Source organism: Lacipirellula limnantheis, assembly GCF_007746075.1.
Classification (GTDB): domain Bacteria; phylum Planctomycetota; class Planctomycetia; order Pirellulales; family Lacipirellulaceae; genus Lacipirellula; species Lacipirellula limnantheis.
The window spans coordinates 6,576,089-6,602,869 of record NZ_CP036339.1 but is presented as its reverse complement, the minus strand read 5'-3'; the positions used below and the strand labels follow the sequence as shown (position 1 = coordinate 6,602,869).

18 protein-coding genes are annotated in these 26,781 nt (G+C 63.5%); 3 read left to right on the top strand and 15 right to left on the bottom strand.

The window, feature by feature from the left end; all coding sequences use genetic code 11:
- Window positions 1–51: 51 nt before the first annotated feature.
- From I41_RS25875 to I41_RS25845, 7 genes are all read right to left on the bottom strand, one after another.
- Window positions 52–1,680 carry a phytoene desaturase family protein gene (locus I41_RS25875; RefSeq protein WP_145435918.1) on the bottom strand — a complete coding sequence of 543 codons (1,629 nt, stop codon included), beginning with the start codon at window positions 1,678–1,680 and terminating at the stop codon, window positions 52–54.
- A 176-nt stretch (window positions 1,681–1,856) separates the two neighbouring features.
- Complete coding sequence (locus I41_RS25870) at window positions 1,857–2,345, bottom strand: SixA phosphatase family protein (protein ID WP_145435916.1); 489 nt, start codon at window positions 2,343–2,345, stop codon at window positions 1,857–1,859.
- 112 nt (window positions 2,346–2,457) lie between these two features.
- A complete protein-coding gene (locus I41_RS25865; RefSeq protein ID WP_145435914.1) occupies window positions 2,458–3,657 on the bottom strand; it encodes a hypothetical protein in 1,200 nt (399 codons plus the stop codon).
- A 74-nt stretch (window positions 3,658–3,731) separates the two neighbouring features.
- Window positions 3,732–4,211, bottom strand: coding sequence for a hypothetical protein (locus tag I41_RS25860; RefSeq protein WP_145435912.1), 480 nt, complete (start codon window positions 4,209–4,211; stop codon window positions 3,732–3,734).
- A gap of 845 nt (window positions 4,212–5,056) precedes the next feature.
- Window positions 5,057–9,988, bottom strand: a complete 4,932-nt coding sequence (locus I41_RS25855; RefSeq protein ID WP_145435910.1) for a M56 family metallopeptidase — start codon at window positions 9,986–9,988, stop codon at window positions 5,057–5,059.
- Window positions 9,989–10,180: 192 nt separating this feature from the next.
- Window positions 10,181–10,615: a BlaI/MecI/CopY family transcriptional regulator gene (locus tag I41_RS25850; protein ID WP_145435908.1), complete on the bottom strand. Its 435-nt coding sequence runs from the start codon at window positions 10,613–10,615 to the stop codon at window positions 10,181–10,183.
- Window positions 10,616–10,967: 352 nt separating this feature from the next.
- Complete coding sequence (locus I41_RS25845; protein ID WP_145435906.1) at window positions 10,968–12,530, bottom strand: hypothetical protein; 1,563 nt, start codon at window positions 12,528–12,530, stop codon at window positions 10,968–10,970.
- A gap of 284 nt (window positions 12,531–12,814) precedes the next feature.
- On the opposite strand from I41_RS25845, the gene I41_RS25840 reads away from it, so the two are divergent.
- The 3 genes from I41_RS25840 to I41_RS25830 all read left to right on the top strand — a co-directional run bounded on the left by I41_RS25840 (window position 12,815) and on the right by I41_RS25830 (window position 16,359).
- Complete coding sequence (locus I41_RS25840; protein ID WP_145435904.1) at window positions 12,815–14,467, top strand: HDOD domain-containing protein; 1,653 nt, start codon at window positions 12,815–12,817, stop codon at window positions 14,465–14,467.
- A gap of 77 nt (window positions 14,468–14,544) precedes the next feature.
- The gene (locus I41_RS25835; RefSeq protein ID WP_145435902.1) at window positions 14,545–15,633 is read left to right on the top strand and encodes a site-2 protease family protein; all 1,089 of its coding nucleotides are present in this window, start codon (window positions 14,545–14,547) and stop codon (window positions 15,631–15,633) included.
- A gap of 90 nt (window positions 15,634–15,723) precedes the next feature.
- A complete protein-coding gene (locus tag I41_RS25830; RefSeq protein WP_145435900.1) occupies window positions 15,724–16,359 on the top strand; it encodes a Uma2 family endonuclease in 636 nt (211 codons plus the stop codon).
- Between the two features lie 25 nt (window positions 16,360–16,384).
- Here I41_RS25830 and I41_RS25825 read toward each other — a convergent pair whose 3' ends face one another.
- The 8 genes from I41_RS25825 to I41_RS25790 form a co-directional block, all read right to left on the bottom strand.
- Window positions 16,385–17,299 (bottom strand): alpha/beta hydrolase, encoded by a 915-nt coding sequence (locus I41_RS25825; protein WP_168207164.1) that lies wholly within the window; start codon window positions 17,297–17,299, stop codon window positions 16,385–16,387.
- A gap of 104 nt (window positions 17,300–17,403) precedes the next feature.
- The gene (locus tag I41_RS25820; RefSeq protein ID WP_145435898.1) at window positions 17,404–17,817 is read right to left on the bottom strand and encodes a type II toxin-antitoxin system VapC family toxin; all 414 of its coding nucleotides are present in this window, start codon (window positions 17,815–17,817) and stop codon (window positions 17,404–17,406) included.
- Window positions 17,805–18,044 carry a hypothetical protein gene (locus I41_RS25815; protein ID WP_145435897.1) on the bottom strand — a complete coding sequence of 80 codons (240 nt, stop codon included), beginning with the start codon at window positions 18,042–18,044 and terminating at the stop codon, window positions 17,805–17,807. The genes I41_RS25820 and I41_RS25815 overlap by 13 nt, the downstream gene beginning before the upstream one ends.
- Before the next feature lie 169 nt (window positions 18,045–18,213).
- Complete coding sequence (locus I41_RS25810) at window positions 18,214–19,665, bottom strand: 2-oxo acid dehydrogenase subunit E2 (protein WP_145435896.1); 1,452 nt, start codon at window positions 19,663–19,665, stop codon at window positions 18,214–18,216.
- Between the two features lie 113 nt (window positions 19,666–19,778).
- A complete protein-coding gene (gene aceE, locus I41_RS25805) occupies window positions 19,779–22,484 on the bottom strand; it encodes a pyruvate dehydrogenase (acetyl-transferring), homodimeric type (RefSeq protein ID WP_145435895.1) in 2,706 nt (901 codons plus the stop codon).
- A gap of 118 nt (window positions 22,485–22,602) precedes the next feature.
- Window positions 22,603–24,042, bottom strand: a complete 1,440-nt coding sequence (gene lpdA / locus I41_RS25800) for a dihydrolipoyl dehydrogenase (RefSeq protein ID WP_145435894.1) — start codon at window positions 24,040–24,042, stop codon at window positions 22,603–22,605.
- Between the two features lie 407 nt (window positions 24,043–24,449).
- Window positions 24,450–25,370: a TIGR01777 family oxidoreductase gene (locus tag I41_RS25795; RefSeq protein ID WP_145435893.1), complete on the bottom strand. Its 921-nt coding sequence runs from the start codon at window positions 25,368–25,370 to the stop codon at window positions 24,450–24,452.
- Window positions 25,371–25,477: 107 nt separating this feature from the next.
- On the bottom strand, window positions 25,478–26,371 hold the full coding sequence (locus I41_RS25790; protein ID WP_145435892.1) for a rhomboid family protein: 894 nt from the start codon (window positions 26,369–26,371) through the stop codon (window positions 25,478–25,480).
- Window positions 26,372–26,781 lie beyond the last annotated feature (410 nt).

Below are 26,781 nucleotides of genomic sequence, written 5' to 3'. Positions count from 1 at the left end.
ACGACCCGGCTCGCATTTATCTGAACCCTGAAACCCGACCGCTGAACCCTTCTACCACGCTTTATCCCGCAGGATTTCGGTCGCGGCGTTCTTGCCGCAGGAGCCCATCACGCCGCCGCCGGGGTGGCTGGCGGCGCCGCAGAGGTAGAGGCCCGGCACCGGGGTGCGGTGATCCGCCCAGCCCGCCACGGGGCGGAAGCAGTAGAGCTGGTGAGGGGACATCGCCCCTTGCATGATGTTGCCGCCGGTGATGCCGTAGACCCGCTCCAGATCGAGCGGGCTGAGAACCTGCCGATGCTCGATCGCCTTCGGCACGTTCGGGGCGTACTGAGCCAGCACCTCGATGCAGCGGTCGGCGAACGCTTCTTTGCGTTCGTCCCAGGTGCCGCTCGCCAGCTTGTACGGCGCGTACTGCACGAACATCGAGAGGATGTGCTTGCCAGGCGGGGCGAGCGTCTCATCGACGCTCGTCGCCATCGTCATCTCGAGGATCGGGCTGCTGCTCGGCTCGCCGTACTTCGCTTCGTCGTAAGCGCGGTCGAGATAGTCGAGCGTCGGTCCGATGTGCATCGTGCCGTGGTGGTGCGGCATCACGCCAGTGCCTGGCAGCGCGGTGAATTGCGGCGGCTCGGAGAGGGCGACGTTGATCTTCGCCGACGCGCTGCTGTAGTCGATGCGCGAGACCGCGGTGCGGAACTCCTCGGGGAGGATCTGAGGATCGAGCAACCGCTCGAACGTGACGTGAGCGTCGACGCTCGAGGCGATGACGCGCGATTCGATCTGAGTGCCGTCTTCGAGGCCGACGCCGCAGGCGCCGTGGCGATCGGTGCGGATCGAGTTGACCGGCGAGTCACGCCGGACGTCGACGCCCAGATCGCGGCAGGCCTTTTCGAGGGCCGTCGCGAGTCCGCCCATGCCGCCGCGGACGTAGCCCCACACGCCGCGTGCGCCGCCTGCTTCCCCCATCACATGGTGAAGCAGCACGTACGCACTGCCGGGCGAGCTGATGCCCGTGAAGGCGCCGATGATCGCGTCGGTGGCGAGCGTGGCTTTGAGGATCTCGCTCTCGAACCAGCGTTCGAGGATTGGCCGTGCGGCGCCGGTGAGAATCTCGACTGCTTCAGGCAGGTCGGGGCCGAGGGCCTTCATCGCGCCGTGGAGTTGCCAGAGCTTCTTGCCGTCGCGCAGCCGCTTGCCCATGCCGATCTTGCGCCAATGCTCGGGGAGCGGCAGCGGGTCGGGCGCCGTTTCGTTGAGGGCCGGTTCGAGCGTCGCGGCGATTCTCTCAAGCAGGGCGTTATAGCGCGGGTAGGCGGTGGCGTCGCGGATGCTGAACTTGCTGATCTCGCGCTCGGCTAGCGCCGGATCGGGGCCGAGCGTGAGGCTGCGACCGTCGGGGAGCGGCGTGAACGACGACGGATTGCGCGGCAGGATTTCAAGCCCGTACTGCGGCAGCCGCAGCTCGCGCAGGATCCCCATCTGAAACAGGCTGATCACATACGCGGCGGTCGACACCTTATAGCCCGGCCACAGTTCTTCGGTGGTCGCGCAGCCGCCGAGGACGTGGCGGCGTTCGAGCACGCAGACGCTGCGACCCGCCTTCGCGAGGTACGCGGCGCAGACGAGGCCGTTGTGGCCGCCGCCGATGATGACGCAATCAAACTTGCCGTGCTGTGCCATGCAAATTCGGCTTCCTTGCTAGCAGTCTTCGCTCTACTGGTCATTCTGAGTGAAGCGAAGAATCTGGGATCTCGCTTAAGACGCTAGATCCTTCGCTTCGCTCACGATGACACATCCGGTTTGGGATGACGCTGCGTCTCCCTAGCATCGGTTATCCCAAGTCACTGGCATGATGGCTAGACGCCGAGCAACTTTGCGGTGACATGCCACTGCAGCTCGCCGCAACCGACGCCGAGCGGGCCTTCGATGCGAATCGATGCGACGGCGCCTTTGGCAAAGCGAATCACGGCGTCGCCCTCGCCGATGAGCGCGGCCGCGAGGTAACTCACGTCGGGAGCGTGACCGACCCAGGCGACCGACTCGGCTTGATGCCGTCGCGTCCACTCAATCAGTTCGTCAAAGTTGCTGCCAGGTTTCAAGCTTGCGAGTTCGACAAGCTGCGGCGAATGGGCGGAATGTGCGGCCGCGATCTCGGCGGTCTGGCGGCAGCGGAAATAGGGGCTCGTGGCGATGGCTTCGGGCGCGAAGCCGCGTTCGGCGAGGAGTTTGACGACTTGGGCGAACCGCTCGGCGCCTTCTGGCTCCAACGGTCGCTGCGAATCGTCGGGCCAGCGAGGATCGCCATGCTCGTAGGCCCAGGCGTGGCGGATGATGTAGAGGTGCATGGAGGTTGTCCGTGGTCAGTGGTCCGTTGTCAGTCGCTGGTTGGGTTTGAAGTCGATCGCGGGTTCGTGCATTTCGCAACGGACAACGGACTACTGAGAACTGACCGGCTCCCTATCGATTTCGCCAAATAAGTCTGTCGTCAATCTTCAACTCGCGTTGCAATTGTGAAATCTGTTCGCGAAAACGCTTCGCATCCTTGGGGTAGCCGGCCGTCGGTTTGAGGCCGGGGAGGCGGGTGGTCCAAAACTCGTTGAAGGCCCGCATCGCCACCTCGCGATGGTACTTGGCGGTCATCGAGGCGAGCGCAGTGGGCAACAGCGCCTCGCCGCCGACGCGGAAGATCGCCTCGATCGGCGCTGCCCCGTGCGTCCAGCGGTAGCGGCTCGCGCTGCGGCCTTCATCGATCACTTCGATCCAACTGTCGGGGAAGTGGTGCTGCAGGATCGCGGCGTAGCGATTGCGACCGCCGTGCTTGTCGAGGGTGATGGAGTAGGAGTCAGGAGTCAGGGGGCAGGAGTCAGGGGGGAGTGTGCGAGCCGGGGGGCTTGTCCCTCGGAGCTTCATGGAGGCATCAACGACTTCGCGTACGAGCGCGAGCGTCACGTGCGACAGCGCCGCTCCTTTCGTGCCGTGACGATCAACCAGCTCGTTAAACTCGGCGGGGTAAATCAACCGGGCACGCACGGCGAGCAGCGTCACGCCGCTCGCTGTGCAACTTTTGCGAAGCAGCGAGGCGAGCTCGCAGATCTCTTCGGCCAGTGCATCGAGCGGCAGCGGTAGTTCGTCGCCGGCGTGGCAGTCGAGCTCGAAACGGCGGCCGTGCGGATCGGCAAGCGTCGCGGCCAGCAGCGCCTTCACATGCGCGACGCAGGTCGCTTGCTCGGGCGAGGTCGCTACGAGCGCCGCGAGAACGCCGCGCTCGAGTTGCTCAAGCCCCAGGCCTGGCCTGTAGAGCTGCTTCGAGTCGGCGATCGCGAGTCGTTTGCCGGAGCGCTGGGGCGTGCGGGCGACGATTTTTCGCAGGAGCTTGTAGAGGTCGATGGAGCAGGGCGCCGGGGGCGGGCTGCAGACGTTTGTGGAGGTTGAAGGCGCCGGGGAGAACGGGGGGGCCGGCGGGGGCGGTGGCGAGGACGCCCCGGCTCGCTGGTGGGGTGCTGACTGCTGACTCCTGCCCCTCGACTCCCGCTTTTTTCCGGTCGCTGAACCCTGAACCCTGAACCCTTCCTCCACGCGCCACGCCGTCGCAGCAATGGCGAGCGGACCGTAGTTCGGTCCGTAGCCGGCTTCGTCGACGCCGATGAGGATTGCCATGGGGCGAGTATAGCGGTCGGTTGCGAGGTCGTTGAGTCGCGCGAGTCATTCTGAGCCCTTCGCTCCGCTCAGGATCAACTCTGCGAAGAATCTGGAAGTTCTTTAGGTTCGCTAGATCCTTCGCTTTGCTCAGGATGACGATTTGTGTCGCCCGTTTTTCGCACAGCGATTTTTGGCGACAGAAATCGAGCGAGTTCAAGTCGTGGCTTGGCTTGAGGTTGCGCGTTTTGTCGTGGTGCATTTTGTCGTTTTTGTCGCGACACAAAGTTCCCGCGGCGATCGACTTTTGGACGCGATGTGCCAAAAGTCCAAAAGTCGACGCCACGAATTTTGCTTTTGCGTGCGCGCCGGGGGGCCCCGATTAATGTGCCGCAAAACTCGATCCCTCTCGCTGCCGTGGCGTTCATTTCGTCTCGGGATTTGCCGAGTGAAATGAGCGCGACGGGCGATTTTTTGCGGAGGAATTTTGCGTTTTTCGCTTCGCGGCAAATGGCCGCAAAAGTCGCAAAAGTCTGCGGGCGCTTGTCGCGCAGCGCGACGTTTAGAGCGAGCACCCGTTTTCTGTAGCGGCATTCTGAGCCCTTCGCTCCTCGCTCAGGATAAACTCCGCGAAGACTCTGTCCGCTCGTTTGGCGCTAGATCCTTCGCTCCGCTCAGGGTGACAGGCGCTGCGCTTCACTGAAGTTCGCTCTAGAGCAGGGCTTCTTGAGCGGCGCCTGGCGGTTCGAGATGTCAAAGATCGGTGCGGTTCACTATCGAACCTAGCGATCTTGGCGGCGGAGTTCCACAACTATTTTTGGCCAGGCGCGCGTTGTTGCTTCAGGAATAGCCGCGAAGCGGCGGTAGGGCTTAGCCGTGGGCGCGAGCCCACGGCAGCGAGTGATCTCTTGAGTTGTCAGCCGCGCAGCGGCGGGACGGTCGTGCAGGCTAGCGAGCGAACGTGTCGCCGCTGCGCGGCTGGTGCGCGAGGCGTCGCCGCGGCCCGTGGGCTCACGCCCACGGCTAACCGATGACGCCGCGTTGCGGCTGGCGTTCGACTGGTCGCTGGAGACGGTCGCATCGTATGTGAGCCTTGGCGTCTGCGACGAGTCCGAGGTTGAGGGTGCGATGGGACGAGGGGCAATGCGAACTTGGGGGCGAACCGCGAGGGTGTCGGGATCCTTTTGCCACTGGGCGCTCAATTAGCAATGACGAGTCGCCAGTGGCAAAAGGATCCCGACACCGTGGGCGAGGGCATGGTTGGCGCCTGGCGAGCTAAGTGGAGGGCTCCTTTGTTCTAGCTTAACGGGTACGGGGAGGAGAATCGGAGCTTGATTCGCCGATTGGGGGTGGGGTCGCGTGGGACTGGTCGCTGAAGCGACCAGTCCGGGGGCTAACAGGGCGCTTCGGTGTGGCGTCGTTAGAACAACGACGCCTCTTCTTGTTTCAGTTGCTCAGCCGACTCATCCATCAACTTCTTGCGCTCCGCGGGGAGATCCTTCATTAGGTCCTTGCTTTCGTTTCGAGAGTAAGCCGAATACATGGAGGAGAGGGCGACTGAACTCGGCACGAACAGCTCCACAGGGCCTTCTTTGCGAATCTTCTCTAGGCGACCGCTGATGAGCTTCCTCGTTTCCGTTTCGAGGCCTGGCCGCATGGGATCACGCACGCGACCGATGGCGCCCAGGGCTCTGATGGCGTCGACGTGTCGCGTCGATTGGCCAGGATCGTCGAGGACGCCTAGCAATCGCGTAAGAACTTCATGATGACGGTCTTCTGAGTAGTTCTGCACCAGCACGAGCCTCGCTTCTTTGCGGGTTTTCTCGTCCTCTGCAAACAACATTTCAAATTGCTCGGGGAATTCATCGAGTCTGGTGAAGGCGACGCCTTGGAGTGCGCCCAGCGAGGCTGCCGAGTTTGGGCTGGAGAAGGCTTCTTTCAGGAGTGAGTCCACTGCGGGGTCGCGCCCAGCCACCCGATAGAGCGCGGCAAGCACGTAGGGGCTCTGCGCGTGCTGCGGGTCGGCGGCGAACTTTCTCAAGTGCTCAATGTTCTCCGCACTCATGATGACGAGGCCGCCGAACGCTTCGCGATGCGGGGGCGTGGCTCGACTGAAGAGCATGACGGCGAGCCCGCGCCATTTTTCAGGGTCTTGCTCCAAGCGGCGCAAGAGTAGCGGAATCCAGGGGTCCTTTGGAGTTGCGACCCCAGCCCGATCGGAGAGCTGCTTGAGGATTCGCTCCTTAAGTTTGTCTTCGGCGTCGCCGTCGATCAGGGTGAAGTCGTACTCGGCGGCGACGTCGAGAATCGCTTCGATCGCCTCGTCGCCGTAGCCGGCGCGGCTGAAGGCGGCGAGGGCGTTGATCGCCTCCGTGCGGCGCTCGGGGTTGAGTTCGAGCTTCCAGAGATCGCGCCATTGGTCGAAGGTTTTGCCGTCGTAGAGGAAGGTTTGGTTGGGGGGCGAAGTCGTGGTACTGGCGGTTGGGGTTGCTGCTGCCGGGGCGTTGGGGGCGGTTTGGCCAGCGTCAGGGCTGTAGTCACCCGCGGTCGGCGCACTTGCTGTGAGTTGCGCCACGGCTTGGTTGGTTAGTTCCAGGCCGCGCGAGAGGAGTTCGGCGTCGGGAATTTGCAGCCGGCCGGTGACGACGACGTCTTCGCCGTCGGGTGAAGAGCCAAATCGACCGCTCCCTTCTTTGCGGATGACGTAGTACTTGAGCGGGTTGAGCTCGCCGAGGTCGTCGCGTAGCAGCACTTCGTTGAGGGACTTGAAGTCGGTGACCGGCCACGCGTGGAGGCCGACGAGGAGATCGCCCCATACGGTTCCCGCCATTTCGTTCGCGCGAGTGACGCGCAGGCCGCCATTGTAGCCGAGCTTTTTGATGCGCCGGAGATCTTCGCCGTCGGCGGGTTCAAGTTCGAGGCCGAGGAGCTTGTAGGCGCGGTCGGCGATTTTTTGGTTTTCGAGGGTGGGGAAGGGGGAGCTTGGCTTGTGAGGCAGATCGATCAGTTCGTCTGAGAGAGGTCTGTCGAAGAGGAGTCGATGAGCTTCCTCTGGAGCAATTACCTGGATTCGCGTGTTATCGTCGATCCATTTCCATTTCACATTGACGTGCTGACTGAGGGGATGAGTCGCTAGCTTCTCCAGGCGGTCGGCAATTCCCTTACGCATGCTCGGGAAGACGTCGTACTTGTGCGTCACCTCCGGATTATCGTGGCGAACTAAGAAGGCTCTTTGGATTTCCGCGGTAGTCGGACCTTGGCTGAGTTGCTCAAGACTGGCGAGCCCCCGCAATACCGACGGATGCGTCGGCGGGGGAGCATGAACTGGCGCCAACTTCGTGGGTGGCTCCGGTTCTTGAACCGGAGCGGGGGAGTTGGGAGAAGCTTGATTAGATGTCCGAGCCATGTCGGGTTTGCTTCCTGTGGCTTCGCCGCCCTGGTTCTGAGAACCAGGGCTACCCGCTGGTTCGTTGATGATGCGCACCACCATGCCTTCGGGACGACTTTCCCACACTGGTTTGGCTGGCAATCCGTTAGGAATATTGACGCGGAGGGAGCGCGTGAGCCGGTCGCCATATTGACTCGCTGCATACTGCACTTTGAAGCCTTCGGCTTCAAGCGATTTGCGAATGCGTTCGCGCTCCTGGTCGGAGTCGGGGAATCCTTGTGGGAAGTGGACATCGATTTCGTTGGAGTCAGCCTGCGCGTTCGTGTTCATGGCTGGCGTCTGATCCGCGGGTGGCTCCGGTTCTTGAACCGGAGCGGCGGAGTTGGGGGAAGCGTTGGCGGTTGGCTGAGCATTGTCGGAGATGCTTCCCGAGGGTGCGGCATCTTGGTTGGGAGAAACAGGGCTACCCACGCCCACCGTCGGCAGCTGTCCGTCGAACATCGGCCGGAAGAACTTTTCGTGGGCGGCGGCGGGGACTTCGATTTCGTACTGCTTGCCGCCGAGGCGGGACCAGTTGAACCATATGGGCGGCTTGCCCGGCTCGTTGCCGATGCCTTTGACGAGGTAGTGCCAGTGGTCGTCGACGATGTTGGGGAGATCGGCGCCGTCGTAGCGGACTTTTTGGAGTGGCGAGTTCGGGTCCTTCTCGAATAGAGGACGCTGGGCGTCGAAGGCGGCGCGGAGTTGTTCGAGACGGTCGAGGAGCGGGGCCAGCTGCGCAGGCGCGGTTGACGCAAGTTGCGCGAGCTTCGCTTGGGCCGCGGCTAGGTCCTGTTCGTATTTGGTGAGGTTTTCTTCGGCTGACTTGCGGCGGATTTTGTATTCCGTAATCGCTGCCCGCAACGTGTCGTTGGGCATCTTCGCGATCTTCTCGCGCAGCGCGCGTTCTGCTTCGCTGCGGTACTGAGTCGCTTGCGCCTCGGTCTTTTCAATCACCGAGCGCAGTCGCTGAATCTCGGCGCTCTGCGGATCATTTGAAACTGCAAGCTTGGATTGAAGTTGCGACTGCAGCTCGAATAGTTGCTGCTTGTACATGTTGTTCGTGGGGTCTTTTTCCAATTCCGCGTTGACGGCGGCCTCCAGAGTTGCCGGGTTGTTTGCTTGCCGAACAGACAGTTCCTTGAACACCTGGATGTCGACGAGTTCCTTTTGAGTCTTGCCAATCAGGTCTTGGAGGATGCGGATTTCGTTCTGGAGGTGAGAGGTTTCGACATCAATGGGTGGATTACTATCGGCCGCCGATTCGGGCACTGCAGCCATGGCAGGTGCGATTGGTCCATGGTTGGAAGCGACTGTCTCAGAGCCCTGCTTCAAGAGCAAGGGCGCGATGCGCTGATGTACTTCGTCGGGGGCCGAGACGACGATGCGCTGCTGGTTCTCAAGCCACGTGATCTCGATGCGATGGCGATGCATCGCCTTGGCGAGCTCGATCGGGTCGATGAGGTTACCAGACGCAATTGGATAGACTCTCCGGATGAAAGGAGCATCGGCTGGTGGATTGCCACTTTTGGTGGACTCGTCGCCGGTCTTTTCTGCGCTGTCAGGCAAATTTGCTCCGGATGCGTCGGGAATCCCTCCCCCGGCGCCTCCCGTCGAGGGAGGGGGATCTTGGGCGCTGGCGCCGCTATAGAGGATGGCGGCGGCGAGCAGTAGCGGCAGCAGCAGCGTGGCGGCTAGCGTGCGGCGGGTGATGCGCATGGGTTCGGCCTCTAGATTCAGGATGCGGCGGATACGGCCGGCGAGGGGGTGGCTGGCCATCGCGCTCGCCACGGTCAACGATTGAGCGGGGGATAGTTGGCCGTTAAGCCGCAAGCGGCTGGCGATGTCGATGAGGAGCGTGGCGTAGGCTTCGGGGCGGTTTGTGTGGCGAATGACCGCGGCGTCGCAGCATTCTTCGCGGTCGCGGCGGACCTGGCGGCTGACGAGCCAGGCGGCGGGGTGGAAGAAGAGTAGCGACTCGACAATTCGCTGCGCGAGGTTCACCAGGTTGTCCCAGCGGCGGACGTGGGCGAGCTCGTGGAGGAGCACCATGTCGAGCTCTTCGGGAGTCCAGCCGGCGAGGGCGGCGGTGGGGAGGAGGATGAGCGGACGGACGATGCCGACGAGGATCGGCTGGGCGACGCCGTCGGACGCGGCGAGGGCGACGCGGCGGGTGATGTTTAACGTTTGGCGGAGGCGCTGGCAGGCGTCGAAGGCGATACCTGCAGTAAGGGGCGTTGCGCGGCGGCGGAGGCGCTCGGAGCCGACCAGCCCGGTGGCGAGGAGCGCGAAGGTGACCGGGGCGCCGATGAGCCAGAGGGTCGGGAGGTAGGGGAGTGTTGTGGTGAGTAGGTGAGTGGGTGAGTAGGTGGGGGGAGAAATGGGGAATGAGGAATGGGGAATGGGGGGAGCAGGTGGCGGTGTGGTTGTGGATGAGGCGGCGCCTTGAGCTTGGGCGGCGAGGGCGTCGAGTTCGGTGGGAGTGGCGTGGGCGAGGTCGATGATTGCGGGGAATTCTGTCCCGGGCTCCTTGCTCTCGGATGGGAGGATCTGAGAGTGGGGATTGGGAGCGGGTACCTGCCGCTGCCCCTCACCCCACTGCTGCGCACGGGCTACCGCACTGCGCTCGGTCGCCACTGGCGACCGTGCTCGTTTGGTCCCATCTCCCAGCGGGAGAGGGAGTGAAGCAGATTCAAGGTTCGCGACGGCGAGTTGCGGGACGCCGTTCACGCTGAGCCAGGCAGCCGCGGCGAGTGGGGTGAGGGTGAGGGCGGCGAGCGTCGCGAGGCTGATGGCGTAGCGCGTGTTTGGCGCGGCGCGGCGGCAGGCGAGGCGGAGGAAGCCGCCGGCGAGGGCGACGGCGGCGCCGAGCCAGAGCGAGTGAATCATCGTCCAAGCTGCGAGTTGCCAGAGCGAGGCGTTCATCGTCGCGAACCCTTAATACGGGGATTAACTGCGAATGCGGGGATTAACCACGAAGGCACTAAGGCACGAAGAAGAGCACGAAGGGGGGGAGGCGGGCGCTGTCATTCTGAGTAGAGCGAAGAATCGGGAGTCATTTCGGGATACGAGATCCTTCGCTCCGCTCAGGATGACGATCCGCACCACGTTTCATCCTTAGTGATCTCCTTTGTGCCTTCGCGTCTTGGTGGTTGCATTTCTCTTATCACCCTTTCCGCCTTGTTGATCAATCAACGCACGGAGTTCGGCCAACTGCGTGGGGTTGAGCTGGCCTCCTTCGACGAGGTGGGCGGCGAGGCGGTCGGCGGCGCCGTCGAAAAGGCGGTCGACGAGGGCGCCGACCATGCCGGCTTCGGTCCGCTGCTGCGTGGCGAGGGCGCTCCAGGTGGCGCCGCGGCCGCTGCCGGTGCGTTTCACGAGGCCCTTGTCGCTCATGACGCGGAGCATGGTGGCGACGGTGGTGGCGGCGACCTCGCGCTGGGCGCGGAGGGCTTCGCAGAGTTGGCTCAGCGAGCTGGGGCCGCGGGTCCAGAGGGCCTGGAGGATTTGGAGTTCGACGTCGGTGGGATGGGGGCTGGGGGCGCGGGGCATCGAGGTTCTCCTGGGTCGCGAAGCCGCGAGCGGCGTGAAGGCGCTAATTCTAACGAATTAGAATAAAGCGAGTCAACGGATTTTCGGAGAATCTTTTTCGCGGGCGGTGGGAGAACAGCCAGAATCACGTCCAACCGCCAAGGACGCCAAGGGAAGACAAGACAAAGGCAAATTGGAACCGCCGATGAACGCAGATGGACGCCAATGATTTTTATCAGCGTCGATCCGCGTTCATCGGCGGTTCCTTATCTGCTCTGGGCACTTCCCGTCGTGTTCGTCGTGCCGTCGCGGCTTAATTCCTCTCGATTTCAGAGCGAGAGAGAGGGACTAGCCATTCCATACCAAAAGGAGGCTATTCGAACTGCAGCACGCCGAAACTCTCGGGGCCGGGGGAGGCGCCGGCGGGGCCGCGCCACGATTGCGAGGGTTGATTGGCGGCGGGCGGGAGCGTGCGGACGAGGGAGAGGGCCCAGGCGTTGCCGCGGGTGGGAGGCGTCGGCGTCAATTCGCTCCAGGGGATGGCAAGCTCTACAATCCAGGCGTGGCCGTTGGCGGCGCCGTTGAGCTCGCCGGCGGCGACGAACCACTCGGGGTTCCAGGCCGCGTCGCCCCAGCAACGGTCGGCCGTCCAGCCGCGGCTGTCGATGAGCAGTTCAAAGCAGGAAGCGTAATCGCGGTCGACGTCGAGACGGAGCGTCACATGGTCGTGCGGTTCAACGTCGGCGTCGCGCGGGCGGGGCCCGTCGTCGGCGGCCGTGACGGCGCCGGCGGGCTTTTCGCAGACAATGGCGACGTAGAGATATTCGCGGTCGTAGGCGAGTTGGACCTGACTCGCCGCCGGGGCGGCTGACGTTGGCGAGTCGCTTGACGGCTGTTCGTACCGAGCCTGCACGACGTCTGATTTGACGCCGGCGGCCGGGGCGTGGTGGGGCTTGAGCGGCAGCGGGAGGGCGAGCTGCCAGAAGGGTTCATTGAGGAGTCCGTCGAGTTGCGGCGGATCGTCGGCGAACACGCACAGGGCCGTTGGTTTGGGCGGCCGCTGGTCGTCGCCCGATTCGAGCCACGCTTCCATGCGGGCGCAGTCGCCCCAGGGGTCGCCGCCGCGGCGATGCTTGAGCGGCGAGAGGAAGGCTTGCGACTGCTTCTGCTGGCCGGCGAGTCGCGCGGCAATGGCCCGTTGGTAGGCGAGGGCGGCGTTGTCAGCGAGTTCGGGGTGGCGGTCCATCGACTGCGTCGCCAGGTGAATGGCGTAGGGGGCCGCGGGTTGGTTCGCAGCAGTGCTGCGCTGATTGCGCTGCTCGCGCAGTTCGCGTTTGACGGCGCCGTTGGTGCGGGCATTGGCCAGGTCGGCATTGGCCGGGATTTGCCGCAGCATGTCGACGGCGCCCTGCGAAGGCTGGCGGCGGGCGTGAACCATTTCGCTGCTGGAGTAGAGTCGGACGAGCCAGAGCAGCGCGTCCTGAGCCCGCGGCGTGCCGGGATATTGCTCGGCGAGGACGCGGCGGGCGTCGGCGGCGAGGTTGAGGTCGCCGGCGCGGAGGTGAGCGGCCGCGAGTTCGTCGAGGATTTCGGCGGCGACGGCGTCGTTGAACGACCGCGACATTTGGATGATCTGCGCTAGCGCCGCCGGCTGGCCGCCGCGCTGGCGGGCGAGCTGGCGGACAATGTCGATCTCTTCAGCCTGTTTGGCGGCGGCGGCTTGATCGGCGAGGGCGTCGGCGTTGACCGGGGCGGCGTCTGAGCGGAGGGCCGCAGGGGGGTCGGCGGGAGCGATTGACGCGTCGTAGCTCGCCTGGGCGACTTCTTCGGCGAACGTTTGGGCTCGCGCGGGAGTGGAGGCGAAGCCGCCAGCGGCGGCGAGGGTGACGGCCAGCGACTGGCGCGTGATGAGCATACGAAGCGGGGTCAGGTCCATGGCAGGCGTCATCCGTGAAGCGAGCGGGGAAGAGGTCGATTGTACTGGGCACGCTGCAGGCGCCCTAGACGGAACTGGCGTCGCGGCGCCGGTCGTAGCGGTCGTGCTAGCAGGGCGTGCAATCAGGGCGTTCGGCGGCCCGTCGGTGCTGACTGTGAGCTAGACTTGCGGGCGATCCGACGCCGGTCTCCGTCGCAAATTGCTTGCGCAGCAATTTGGTGCGCCGGGGGCGGAACGCCCCGGTTCGCGCTTGCCCCCGTCTCCGCCGTACGATTTCCACTTCCATGACGCTTGCCGCCGCGACGCCGGTTTATCCCGATGCGATCCAGCAGATCGTGGCCCGCGCCGGTGCGCTGTACTCGCTGCCCGCGGTGGCGGTCGAAGTGTTGCGGCTGACCGAGTCGCCCCGCGTCGACGTGCAGGCGCTGAAGCAGTGCATTGAGCGCGATCCGGCGCTGACGGTGAAAATTCTGCGGGTGGTGAACAGCTCGCTGTTCGGCTTGCCGCGCGAGGTGAGCGACCTCAACCAGGCGCTGGCGCTATTGGGGATCAAGCCGCTGAAGCTGCTGGCGCTCGGGTTCAGCTTGCCGGAGAGTTTGTTTCTATCGGTGGCGCGAGACCAACTCGACTGGTACTGGAAGACGTCGTTGGTGCGCGCGGTAGCGGCGCGGGAGATCAGCGAGCAGCTGTTTCAGAAGCCGGGCGACGATGCATTTCTCGCCGGACTGTTGCTAGACATCGGCGTCTTGGTCCTGTTGGGCGAATTGCGGCAGCCGTACGCAGCGGTGCTGAGCGAGGCGATCGCGTCGCAGGCGGACCTGGCGGTGCTGGAGCACGAGTCGCTGGGATTCGACCATCGGCAGCTGACGGCCGGGCTGTTGCAGCACTGGAATTTGCCGCCGCTCCTGACGGCTGCGATCGGGGCGCCGCACGATACGCGCTACTGGGCGCACAACAAAGCCGATCATGCGCATTTGGTGCGCGTCCTGCACTTGGGTGAACTGTTTGCCCAACTCATCGGGCAGCGCCGCTTAAGCGTACTGCCCGACCTGCTCGACGCCGGCGACGCATACTGCCAACTCGATAAATCTCGCCTGCACGATCTCATCGCCACGCTGGAGCCGAAAGTGCGGCAGCTGGCGAACGTCTTGTCGCTGCAAATCGCCGGCGGCGAAGACTACACGCAGATCATCGTGCAAGCGCACGCGAAAATGTCGCAGGTGGCGGAGTCGGTGGCGGCGCCGTTGAGTCGCGGCATCGCGAATGACGCCGCCAGCCCGATTGAGCAGGAGTCTCACGAGGCCCAGGCGTTGATTCTGGCCAAGCAATTGCGTGCGTCGTTCGAGCTGTTTTACCGCAGCGGCCTTAGCGGCGAAGTGGACGTTGACCAGGCTTTGCCGCGCGTCCCCAACTCGAACAGCGAAGCGCCCGCCCCAGTGCTGGCGAGTCCCTTCGGCGCGATGACGGCCGCGGCGTCGGCGGCGAGCGATCTCGAAACGCGGCTCACGCTCGAAGTCGGGCGCTGCCGTTCGCTGCGTCGGCCGATTGGCTTGGCCGCGATCGAAGCGCAGTCGACGGAATTGCTCGACTCGACGCAGACGGAGGTCTTGGAACGCCTGATGACTCGCGCGTGCAATCGCGCCGAGGGCGTGACGACGATTGAACAGCTCGGACCGCGGCGTCGCTTGCTGCTGTTCCCGGGACGCGATCGCCACGAAGCCGTTGCCGCGGCGCGGCACGTCGTCGACGAAATTCGTAGCTCGCTCGAGCCGTATTGCCGCTCAGAACAGTTGCCCGCGGTCGCGGTGGGGGCTGGCGTCGCGTGCGCGGCCGCGCCGGCGAAGAATTTTCGCCCGGTGAGTCTGTTGGAGACGGCGGACCGGTGCCTGACGGCGGCCCTGCGCAGCGGCGGGGTCAAGAGCCTGGAAGTGTCGTAGGTCGGCTATTGGTTTCGACGTCAACGGCTCAGCGTCGGCCGCCTGTCCCAGGCCCCTAGTTTTGCTATGATTTGCGAATGAGCACCGGCGAAGAATCTTCCTCCGAACACCCGCTGCCGACGCCCGACGGGCGGCAGTCGCTAATTCCGGCCGGCTCGAAATTGTCCGAGCAGCCGATCGCGCGGCGTCCGCTGGAGAACGATGCGTTCTACGACTCGTCGTTCGCACATCTGCCGGAATTGATGAAGTCTGACATCGAGGGGAACGAGTCGCTCGTGCCCCAGCGGCAGGTGTTGCTGCCGGCGATGCTGTTTGTCGCCACCTGCCTGTCGACCTTCTGGGTCGGGGCGACGCGCTGGGACCCGATGCAGTTTGGATTCAACGTCTCGTGGGCGCAAGTTGGCGTCGTCGTGCAGCAGAATTGGCCGATCGGCTTGGCGTACATGGGCGCCGTGCTGGCAATTCTCCTGACGCACGAGATGGGGCATTTCCTGCAAACGGTGAAGTACGGCATCCCGGCGAGCTATCCCCTTTGCATTCCAGTGCCGTTCAATCCGATTGGCACGATGGGCGCCGTCATCGGCATGGACGGCAGCCGCGCCGACCGTCGGCAGATTTTTGACATCGGCATCGCCGGGCCGCTCGCCGGGCTCGCGGTGGCGTTCCCGGTGTTGTGGCAAGGGATCAAGGCGCTCGACCTGAGCCGCGCCGCCGAGCCGGGGGAGATTGAGTTCTATCTCCCGCTGGTGGCGCAATGGATGCTCCAGTGGGCCCATCCGAACGAGGCGTGGGCCAACGAACATTGGGTCGGCCTGACCGAGCTCAATCCCTACTTCATGGCCGGTTGGGTCGGCATGTTGATTACCGGCCTGAACATGCTGCCGATCAGCCAACTCGACGGCGGGCATACGATCTACGCGCTGTTTCTGGGCAAGGCCCACACGTTCGCCCGGCTGTTCATTTCGTTCGCCATCTTCTACGTCGTGATCAATCTCGACGAAGCGATTCTGTGGACGCCGATGTTGCTGCTGGTGATCTTCTTAGGGATTCATCACCCGCCGACGCGCGATGACTCGGTGCCGCTGGGACCGGTGCGGTGGGCGATCGGGCTGGCGTCGCTGGTGATTCCGGTGCTGTGCTTTCCGCTGCTGGGGGTGAGGCAGTAGCTTCTTTAGCCCAGTTTCGGACGATTATGCGGCAGCGTTTGGCGAATGGTATAATTAGCGGGCGCCCACCCACTCCATTAGGCATGTGCGATGTCTGCCGGATTCGTCACCGCCGCCGATCTTCAGCTGCAACTTGGCGGCATTCCATTGGAGCGGATTCGATTAGTGCCTCCACCCGGAATGGCGACCGACGATGACGCGATGGAGGTGAAAGATCGCGAGGGTCGGACTTGCGAGGTCATCGACGGGGTCTTGGTGGAGAAGGCGATGGGAGTCTTCGAGTCTCGCTTGGCGATCGTCCTGGCCTATTTCATTGAGCGATATCTGGACAGCCATGATCTTGGCATTGCGTTGGGGGCGGATGGACTGGTGCGAATCTCTGCGACACGAAGTCGCGCACCAGACGTTTCCTTCGTGAAGTGGAGCAAGCTCCCGAATCGGAAGTTTCCCGCCGCTCCGGTTCCGAATCTTGTCCCTGACCTCGCCGTGGAAGTGCTTTCGCGCGACAATACGCGGGCGGAGATGGATGCGAAACTCGACGACTACTTCACGGCTGGAGTTCGGGCGGTGTGGATCATCGATCCTAAACGCGAATCGGCCGAAGTTTACGAGAGCCGCCATTCGTCCTTGACGATTGGCATGGATGGGACGCTGGTCGCTGACGGCTTGCTTCCGGGCTTCCAGCTTTCGATGCGGGAACTCTTTGATCGCGCCGGCAATCGTTAGGCGAAGCGTTCGACCAGGCCTTGGACTACTTCTTGAAGAACTCTTTCACCGTCGGCTCGCCTTCGAGGTAACCGAGCGACGTCAAAAACCGGTCCATCGATTCGGCAGTGGCGTAGAAGTCTTTGCTCGGCTTGTTCGGGCGCAGGTTGAAGAAACCATGTCCGCGACCGTCGTAGAGATCGAGCTCGCAGCGGGCGCCGGCGGCTTTCATGCGGTCGGCGAATTGATGGGCGCCGCCGATGAGATAGTCGTCGGTGCCGATCATGATCAGCGTTGGCGGGGTCTTCGCGTCGATGTGGTCCGCGGGGGAGAGTTTGCTCGGCTCGACGCCCATTCGCGCGCCGAAGTTGCCGCCTCGTTTTTCGCCGGGGATGAGTGTGGCGGGGTCGAACGAGGCGGCCGGGTTGAACAGGACCATGGCGCTCGGCACGGAACTGACGGCGGCGTCTTCGCTCGGTTCGTCGAATTCTTTGATCGTGCCTGTCGCGGCGGCGAGGTGGCCGCCGGCCGAACCGCCGCTGGCGACGATGCGGTCGGGATCGACGCCGAGCTCGGCGGCATGAGCGCGTACCCAGCGGATCGCCGACTTGGCGTCGCGAACGCAATCGACTCCCTTCACGCCGTGCCGGCTGGCGACGCGGTAGTCGGCCGCGATGCCCACGACGCCGCGCGAGGCGAGGTAACGGCACTGCGGCTCGAACTGCGCCGGCGAGCCGCCCGTCCAGCCGCCGCCGAAGAAGAAGACGACGGCGGGCCGCTTGTCGCTCGGCGTGTGACCGGCGGGTTCAAAGACGTAAAGCTTGAGGTCGACGTCGCTCGCGGTCTTGTAGACGTGCTCTTTCACGCTCTCGTCAAACTTCGGCGGGTAGGCGGGGCGTTGAGCATACAAGGAATGGGTTAAGGACGAGATGAGCGCGAGCGTTAGTAAGAAGCGAGGCACGGCGAATAATCTCCCAATGCGTAGAAGTAAGGTTGATCATGTCTGATCAACTGTCGTTCGCCTCTGCCGTACGCAGTCAGCCGGTTATCGTCGTTGAGCATCGCTTATTGCATCGCGATAAGCGGGACGTTAATTCTCTGAGCGGCATCGATCAGGTTTGCGTCGAGAGTCAGCAACGAGGCCCGTTCCGACCGAGCAAGATCAAGATAGGCGGCGTCGTACGCGGTGAGTTGGTGGGTTCGTGCTAAGTTAGCAAGGCTGAGCAGCGATGGTTCGTTTTGGGACTGAACGATGGCGATCGGCAGGGCATCTAGAATGGTCAGTAATTCTTCGTCCTGCGATTGCGTGATTTGCTTGCGCCTTTCTTTGATCACGATGGCGTTGACGACTTCCAATCTCCAAAGTGCGGGCGCCGATAACGTCATCGAGGAGAGATTCGCTTCCAGCCAATCGGCAGGATCACCTTCGCCGAAGAGCCAAGCCAACGTCGCACTGGCGTCAACGACTACGGCAAGCATCGCCGGCGGCCCTCGGCGACCAGATCGACGATCTCTTCGTTCGTCATCTTGGGAACCTCTGATCGGAGCCGCCGCAGTTTTTCGAAAGCTAAGGCTGGCGCCGGCTTTCTCCCGCCGCCATCCCTCTCGATGAGGCGAATCACATACTCGTTGACGTCGGTAAAGCCCGCTGCCGCAGCCTTGCCGACGACAAACGCTTCGGAATCAGCGGGGATGTTGATTTGCATGATATGGGCCTTTACTACCCAATATCGTACCACGGGGCAGCCCGCGGTCAAAAACGTCGTTGGACGACAGTGCGTCGTGGAAAGGAAAAATTAACGCGATGGGCGAAGCTCGCCCATCGCGTCAGTAGCCTCCGCCAGGCAGGCGGTCAGCGGGTGATCGAACTCGGCGTCACGGCGCCAACAGCAAACGGCCCGGGCTCGCGAGGTAACCCTTGACGTCGTTCAGGAATCGCTGCGCCGTCGCGCCGTCGACGATGCGGTGGTCGTAGCTGATCGACAGCGGCATCATCAGCCGCGGTTGGAACGCGCCGTCGATCCACTGCGGCAGCATGCGGCTGCGGCCGATCAGGAGGATCGCCGCTTCCGGCGGGTTGATGATCGGCGTCGAGTAGGTGCCGCCGATCGCGCCGAGGTTGCTGATCGTGAACGTGCCGCCGCGAAGGTCTTCGACCTTGAAGGTTCCCTTGCGGGCCGAGGCGGCGATTTCGACCAGTTCGCGGGCGATCTGCGGAATATTCTTGCGGTCGGCGTCGCGGAGGACGGGAACGAGCAGGCCCTTCTCCGTATCGACGGCGATGCCGATGTTCACATATTCCTTGTAGATGATTTCGTTGCCTTCTTCGCCGACCGACGCGTTGATGATCGGGTGATTCCGCAACGCCACGGCGAGGGCTTTCACGAGGAACGGCAGCGTCGTGAGCTTGACGCCTTGCGAGTCGTAGTCCCGCTGGCTTTCCTTGCGGATCCGCTCCAGATCGGTGACGTCGACGTCGTCGAAGTTGGTGAGCTGCGGGATCGTCGTGTGCGAGGCGAGCATGTTGCGAGCGATCGTCTGTCGCATCCGCGTCATCTTCTCGCGGCGCACGGCGCCGTAGCTGTCGGACTCGGGCGAGCCGGGGGGCGTGACCCCCTTGGGGGCTTTGGCTTCCGACTCGGCCTGACTGCGGCGAACGTGATTGCGGACGTCTTCCTCGGTGATGCGGTCGCCGGTGGTGCGGACGCGGCGGAGGTCGACGCCGAGTTCACGGGCGAGGCGGCGAACGGCGGGGCCGGCGGCGGCTGACGATTGGCCGTCGCCCGCTTCGCCTTCGGACTTCGATTTCTTCGCAGACTTGGCCGGCGCGTCGTCGGGTTCAACGACGATGGGAGTCGATTCCGGGGCCGGGGCGATCTTGGCCGCTGGCTTCGCAGCGGGCTTCTTCGCGGGCGGCTCTTCTTCCGGCTCTTCCTGCTGATCGGCGACCGCTTCGTCGAGTTGTTCTTCCTCGACGATGTTTTCCTTTTTCGGAGCAGCCTTCGGCTTCTCTTCTTTCTTCTCGGGCGCCTTGGCAGATTCCTTCTTCTCTGGTTCCTTTTTCGCTGTGGCGCCATTGCTGGAGCCGCCGTCGGCTTCGATCTCGAAGATCGCGCCGCCGACCGGGACCGTGTCGCCCTCGGCGACGAGGACCTTCACGATCTTGCCAGCCTGCGGGCTGGGGACCGGCATGGTGGCCTTGTCGGTTTCGAGCTCAAGGAGGTCCTGGTCCTTCGTGACGACGTCGCCCTCGCTTACAAGGATCGAAAGAACGTCGCCGGACTCAATGTTCTCGCCGAGCGAGGGAAGGGTGATTTGCGTGGACATGATCGTTGCGGAGGTGAGTAGGTGTTTTAGTGAGTAGGTTACTTGGTGGAGAAGTTAGATGGCCGCCCGACGACCTACTCACTTACTCACCTACTCACGAATTGTCTTGAAGCTTACGCGTACAGCGCCGATTTCTTCTCGGGGCTGATGCCCAGGTCTTTGATCGCTTGCGCCACCGCAGCGGCGTCGTATTTGCCGTCGAGCATCAGCTTGTAAAGCGTCGCGACGACGATCGACTCGGCGTCGACCTCGAAGTGGCGGCGGAGGTTCTCGCGGCTTTCGCTGCGACCCATGCCGTCGGTGCCGAGCGAGAACAGGCGACCCTTGAGCCACGGACCGAGCTGGTCGGGAAGGATCCGCATGTAGTCGCTGGCGGCGATAATCGGACCTTCGGTCGCGTCGATTTGCTCCTGCAGGTAGGAGTGGCGACGGGGCTTCTCGGGGTTGAGCATGTTCCAGCGTTCGCACTCTTGGGCGTCGCGACGGAGCTGGTTGTAGCTCGTGACGCTCCAGACGTCGCTGGAGATGTTGTACCGAGCCTTGAGGATGTCGGCCGCGCGGAGCGATTCGCGGAGAATGGGGCCGCTGCCGAAGAGTTGCACGCGCGTGCCGCCGTCGGCCTCCGTACTCGAGAGCTTGTACATACCGCGGATGATGCCATCTTCGACGCCGGCCGGCATCTCGGGCATCGTGTAATTTTCGTTCTCGAGCGTGATGTAGTAGATCGCCGTCTCGTTGTCTTCGTAGAGACGCTTGAGGCCGTCGAAGACGATGACCGCCGTCTCGTAGGCGTAGGCGGGGTCGTAGGCGCGAACGGTCGGGAACGCCATCGCATTGATCAGGCTATGGCCGTCTTGATGCTGCAAGCCTTCGCCGTTGAGGGTCGTGCGGCCGGCAGTGCCGCCAAGCATGAAGCCCTTCGCCCGCGCGTCGGCAGCGGCCCAGATCGAATCGCCGATTCGCTGGAAGCCGAACATCGAGTAATAGATAAACATCGGAATCATCGGCACGCCGTGCGACGAGTAGCTCGTCCCGGCGGCGATGAACGACGACATCGACCCGCACTCGGTGATGCCTTCTTCCAGGAGCTGGCCATCCTTCGCTTCCTTGTAGTAGGCGAGCTGGTCGCTATCGACCGGCTCGTAAAGCTGACCGCTGTGGGCGTAAATGCCGACTTGCCGGAAGAGGCCTTCCATGCCGAACGTGCGCGACTCATCAGGAACGATGGGGACGATGCTCTTGCCGATTTTCTTATCGCGCAGCAGATCGCCGAGCAGGCGGACGAAGCCCATCGTGGTGGACATTTCCTTGCCGGGGCCTTTGCTGACCAGCTTGTCGAGCGACTTGGCGTAGTCGGCCAGCCGCGGGACTTCCATCGTCACCGGGGCGTTGTTGCGCGCCGGGACCGAACCGCCGAGCGCCTTGCGACGCTCGCGCATGTATTTCATCTCGGGGCTGTTTTCGGGGGGGCGGTAGAACGGCGCCTCGGCGACGCGCTCATCGGAAATTGGGATGCCGAACCGCGTGCGGAACTCGGTGAGTTCGGCTTCGTTCAGCTCCTTGTTGTTGTGGGTGATATTGCGGCCCTCGCCTGCTTCGCCGACGCCGTAGCCTTTGATCGTCTTGGCCAGAATGACGGTGGGTCGCCCCTTGGTCTCAATCGCGGCCTGGTAGGCGGCGTACACCTTTTCGGGATCGTGGCCGCCGCGCTTCAGAGTGCGGAGCTTTTCGTCCGAATACTTCTTCACGAGCTTCAGCAGCTCTGGGTACTTGCCGAAGAAGTGCTCGCGGATGTAATCGCCGCCGGAGACGACGTACTTCTGGTACTGGCCGTCGACGACTTCCATCATCCGCTGGGCAAGGAGGCCCGAATCGTCGGCGTCGAGCAGCGGATCCCAGTCGCTGCCCCAGATCACTTTGATCACGTTCCACCCGGCGCCGCGGAAGGCGCCTTCGAGCTCTTGAATGATCTTGCCGTTGCCGCGGACCGGGCCGTCGAGCCGCTGCAGGTTGCAGTTGATGACGAAGGTGAGGTTGTCGAGCTGTTCGCGCGAGGCGAGCGTGATGGCGCCGAGCGTTTCGGGCTCGTCGCATTCGCCGTCGCCGAGGAAGGCCCAGACGTGCTTCTTCGACAGGTCCTTGATCTTGCGATCGGTGAGGTAGCGATTGAAGCGGGCCTGGTAGATCGCCATGATCGGGCCGAGGCCCATCGATACCGTGGGGAATTCCCAGAAGTCGGGCATCAGCCAGGGGTGGGGATACGATGACAGGCCGCCCCCTACGCCCATTTCACGACGAAAGTTGACGAGATTCTGCTCCGTCAACCGGCCTTCGAGAAACGCGCGGGCATACATGCCGGGCGCCGCGTGGCCCTGGTAGTAGACCTGATCACCGCTGTAGCCATCCTCGCCGCGACCGCGAATAAAGTGGTTCAGCGCCACTTCGTAGAGCGTCGCCGAGGAGGCGAAGGTGCTGATATGCCCCCCGGGCTTTGCCTTATCGCGGTTGGCGCGGGTGACCATTGCCATCGCGTTCCAGCGGACAAAGCTCTTGATGCGGCGCTCCAGTTCCCGATTGCCGGGGAAGGGCGCCTGCTTGTCGGCCGGGATCGTGTTGACGTAGGGCGTGGTCGCCGTGAACGGCAGTTCGACGCCGTTGCGATGGGCGGCTTCGTCGAGGGCGGCCAGCAGTTCCTGAGCGCGCTCGGAGCCCTTATGCTCTAGGACATAGTCGAGCGATTCGAGCCACTCGTTCGTTTCGATCGGGTCGACGTCATTGGGGATCGGCGAGCGGACTTCGGTTGCTTTTCCTGTTGCCATACCGGCAATCGTCCTTCTTTTGACTTCTGAATTGAACCACGACGACACGGAGGACACGACGGAAGAAGCGAATCAGTCAGCCAGTCTTTGTCGTGCTCGTTGTGCCGTGATGGTGAATTTAGTTCTCTTGCGTCTGCTTCCGCTTCGGGCGGTAGATCTCGGTGGCGGTGCCGAGATAGGCCTCGGCGCTGAAGCCGACCGTTTCGCTGAGCGTGGGGTGGGGGTGGACCGTTTCGCCGAGGTCGCGGGCGGTGCAGCCCATTTCGATGGCGAGCACGGCCTCGGCGATCAACTCGCCGGCGCCCGCGCCGACGATGCCGCAGCCGAGGATGCGGTCAGTCGCGGGATCGACGATCAACTTGGTCAGGCCGTCGGTGCGACCGTTGGCGATCGCGCGACCGCTGGCTTGCCAAGGGTACTGAGCGACTTCAACTTCGCGACCTTCGCGTTTGGCTTGATCGGCCGTGAGGCCGGCCCAGGCGATTTCGGGATCGGTGAAGACGACCGCCGGGATGGCCGCCTTGTCGAAAGCCGCGGGTTCGCCGGCGAGGACCTCGGCCGCGACCTTCCCCTCGTGCGAGGCCTTGTGGGCGAGCATCGGTTCGCCAGCGACGTCGCCGATTGCGAGGATGTGCGGGTCGCTGGTCCGCTGTTCTTCGTCGATGACGACGAAGCCCTTCTCGTTGATGGCGACCTTGGTGTTCTCCAGTCCGAAGCCGGCGGATTTGGGGCGACGGCCGACGGAGATCAACACGCGGTCGTACGCGTTGTTGAACTTCGCGCCGTCGGGGCCTTCCATCTCGACTTCGACCTTGCCGCCGACGTCTTTGACGCCGAGGACCTTGGTGCTGAGCATGATCGAGGCGAAGTGTTCGCGGAGGCGCTTTTCCAGCGGCTTTACCAGATCGCGGTCGGCGCCGGGGAGGAGGCCGTCGAGCAACTCGACCACGGACACCTTCGAGCCAAGTTCGCTGTAGACCGAGCCCATCTCCAGGCCGATGTAACCGCCGCCGACGACTAGCAACGATTCGGGGATGTCTGCCAGTGCCAACGCGCCGGTCGAGTCCATCACGCGATCGGAGCCGATCTGGAACATTTTCGGCATCGCGGGGGTCGACCCGGTGGCGAGGATGCAGTGATCGAAGGTGATGCGTCCGTCGCCGCCATAGGTAGCGGGGTCGCCCCCTTCAAGCTGCAGGGTTTGCGAGTCGACGAAGATGCCGCGGGCGTTGACGACCTTCACCTTGCGGCGCTTAGCGAGTTGGGCCAGGCCGCCGGTCAGGGTGGCGATGACCTTTTCCTTGCGCTCGCGGATCTTGTCGATCGCGAACTTCGGCTGCGGAAACTCGACCCCCCATTCGACCATCTCGCGGGCTTCGCTAATGACCTTGGCCACATGGAGGAGGGCTTTCGAGGGAATGCAACCGCGCAGCAGGCAGGTGCCGCCCAGGCGAGGGTCGGCCTCGACGATCGTTGTTTCGAGCCCAAGGTCGGCTGCCATGAAGGCGGCCGCATATCCGCCGGGACCGCCGCCGAGCACGACTACTTGCGAATGCATACCTCTTCTAAGTCCTTTTCTCTTTGGCCTCTTCTCGCTGGCCGACTGAACCTAACCGATCCAGCCCTCGCGAACCCATCATTTTAACGGGGGGCGGGGTTCTCACAATGCCACGCTGAAGTCGACGGAAACGGCCGTTTCTGGCTGAATATTGCGAAAGGTTTGCGACGCTAACCTCACGAAGGGGGCCCTCGACAGCACGCGACGCGAATGGGACATGCCCTCAAGCGGCAGCCATTTGGCCGCGGGCGCGAGCCCGCGTCCCGCCGCAGGCGGCGGAGCTAAATCGGCGTGAAGGTTTGGAGGCGGGGATGGCGGGGCGGGAACGGTTGCGGCCGGAACGACCGCAGGCGGGACGCTTCCATTATCCCGTGTGTCGCAGCGATTTCCTAGCTCTCAAATCTTGCTCATCGTTGGAGCAGATGTCGCAGGGCCGATTCCAGCTCCGGATACTGAAACTTGAAGCCCGTCGCCACCAGCGCCTGCGGGTCGACGCGGGTGCTGGACAGCAGCAGCGCGTCGGCCATTTCGCCGAAGGCGAGCCGAGCGGCGAACGCCGGCATCGGAAAAAGCGTCGGCCGACCAAGGACCCGACCGAGCGTTTTGGTGAAGCCCAGATTGGTGGCGGGGTGGGGGGCGACGACGTTGACCGGACCGACGACCGGTTCATCGCGGCCGAGCAAGTAGACGATGGCCCCGACCAGGTCGTCGAGCGCGACCCAACTCATGTATTGATCGCCGCTGCCGAGCTTGCCGCCGAGGCCCAGCTTGAATGGCGTCAGCATCTTGGCGAGCGCGCCGCCGTCGGGACTAAGGACGACGCCGATGCGGATGTTCGCGACCGGAATGCCGGCGTCGCGCGCCGCCTGGCAGGACGCCTCCCATTGCTGGCAGACCTTGGCGAGAAAGTCGGTGTCGGGCGCCGATTGCTCGGTCATGACGTCGGCGCCGCGGTTGCCGTAGTAGCCGATGGCGGAAGCGCAGATGAAGACGCGAGGCTTGCGTTCTAGCCGCGCGAGGGCGTCGCTGATGAGGTGCGTCCCCTTGACGCGGCTGTCGAGAATCTTCTGCTTGAAGGCTTCGGTCCAGCGGCCGCCGGCGATGTTCTCGCCAGCGAGGTGCACGACGGCGTCGACCCCCTCAAGCTTTGCACGGTCGATCTCGCCGCGATCGGGATTCCAGTAGAGCTCGCGTGCGTCGTCCTTTACCGGGCGACGCACGGCGCGTATTACCTGCGCGCCCGCTTTCTCCAATTCCGAACAGAGGAGCGACCCGACGAGCCCCGTGGCTCCGGTGACGACGACGCGTTGGTTTTGGAGTGCAGGCATGAGGAATGTTTAAGGATGAATGGTGAATGCTGAATGGGGAAAGCTGAATGGTGAATGGGACTAAGCAGTTTCCAATCCCCGATCTCTCGCCTCTGGCCTCTCCTTCGCTATTTGCGTTTCTCCTGGTACTGCTTACTCGCCCTCTCGAGCGTGCGGCGTTCCTTCCAGGTGAGACTGTCTTGGCCCTGCTGCTGGATCTTGGCGAGGATGCGATCGACTTGCTGGCTGAGGTCGTCGGTTGCGTCATCGTCGTCCTGTGGGTCGTGGACGCGCAGCTTCGGACCGGTGCCGGGGATCTTCGGCAGCGAAAAACTCGTGGGCCAGTAACGGCTGAGTCGCCAGCCCAGCTTGTAGTACATCAGCCCGTACAGCGCGCCACCCAGGTGGCAGGCATACGCGATGTTGCCGGCGTTCTCTCGATTCATCGCGCCCCGCACGTCGAACAAAATGCCCAGGGCCGCGGCGACCCACATCGGCATGGGAATAATGAAGAACAGCAGCACCTGGCGATGGGGCCAGTTGAAGGCGAACAACACCACTAGCGCGGCGAGCGCCCCAGACGCGCCGACCGCAGTCGGGACTTGACCGGCGCGAATCATCGCCGCGAACTGCGGGCTGCTTGAGTTGGCCGCATACTCGCTGAGCGACCAGACCAGCCCGGCCGCGATGACGCCTGTCAAGTAGAACAGCAGAAACTCGCGTTTGCCGTACCGCGCTTCCACCTCGCGCCCAAACATGAACAGAACGAGCATGTTGATCAGGATATGGGCGACGTCGTCCACCGAATGGAGAAATCCATAGGTGAGCAACTGGTAGCAAGTCCATGGCCTGAGGAACCAGTCGGTTCGCAATGCAAAGGTGTCGTTGACGAACGGAAACGCCATCTGGGCGAGGTACACGAGGCCCGTGACGACCATCAATTGCATCGTCGCCGTCGTCGGCGGCGAGAGCTGGAAACCCGATTCAGAGTCGCGGGAGTAGTCGCGGTCGTAAATTCCCATGGCGGCGGCTAGCTATTCGTTCGCCGGTAACGGCGGGGTGGATGCGGAGTGAAGGCCCTGCAATTGTACGTCGAAGAGGGGCGCAGGGCGCCAGGGAGGAAGGTAGCCGCCGAGGGGGGCGGGGGGAAGGCGGAAGGGGGACAGAACTGCCATTGGGGAAATGGCGGCATCGCAGTAGGCGACGCCCTCGCAGAAACGCCATTTATCCGCGCGGCGATAGCCCGCGTTTTGGCAGGGCGGGGGTCGGGCCGAGGGGATGAACCCCCCGGCTCGCCGGTGACTAACGCTAACTTGCAGCGAGACAGAGCCAGGCGATTAGCGCGACGTCGACGACGATGAACGCTAGCGCCCAGAAGTCAGAGGTAGGGAGCGGTGGTTTCTGCGGAGCGGGCATCTCACGATGATATCGT